At 67.6% G+C, this 549-nt stretch carries 1 protein-coding gene and 1 pseudogene; both read left to right on the top strand.

Translation table 11 applies throughout. From position 1 onward, the window contains the following. Positions 1–207 (top strand): annotated as a pseudogene (locus tag QPM17_RS23715) (cobalamin-binding protein); the annotation flags it as partial. Next, positions 188–549, top strand: a 362-nt coding sequence (locus QPM17_RS23720) for an iron chelate uptake ABC transporter family permease subunit (protein WP_285394203.1), incomplete at its 3' end; no start/stop codon positions are given. The pseudogene QPM17_RS23715 and the gene QPM17_RS23720, both read left to right, overlap by 20 nt.

Consider the following 549-nt stretch of genomic DNA (forward strand, 5'->3'; position numbering starts at 1 on the left):
GATCCTGAGGCGATACTGGCCGGTGGCATGGGCGAGGAGAATCGCGACTGGCTGACCCACTGGGAACAGTACCCGAACCTGACCGCGGTCGAGCGCGACAATCTCTACTTCGTGCCGCCGTCGCTGATACAGCGGCCCACGCCGCGGCTACTGGAGGGCAGCCGGCTCTTCTGCGAGAAACTCGACGATGTCCGCAGCAAGCGCTGAAGCGATGACGATTCCCCGCCGCTGCTCACTGTGGCTGCCGCTGGGCGTGCTGGCACTGCTGGGATTGGTGGCGCTGCTGCTGTCGGTCACGCTGGGCAGCGCCGCGCTGTCGTTGGGCGATGTCTGGGCAGTGGTAGGCGGAGAGGGCAGCCCGCTGGCGCGCACGCTGATTCTCGAACTGCGCATACCCCGCTCGCTCTCGGCCTTCGCCGTGGGTGGCCTGCTTGCCGTAGCTGGCGCCCTGATGCAGGTACTGCTGCGCAATCCGCTGGCCGATCCCTACGTGCTGGGATTATCCGGTGGCGCCTCGGTGGGGGCGCTGGCGGCGATGCTTGCCGGGTT

The organism is Marinobacter azerbaijanicus (assembly GCF_030250645.1).
Lineage (GTDB): Bacteria > Pseudomonadota > Gammaproteobacteria > Pseudomonadales > Oleiphilaceae > Marinobacter > Marinobacter azerbaijanicus.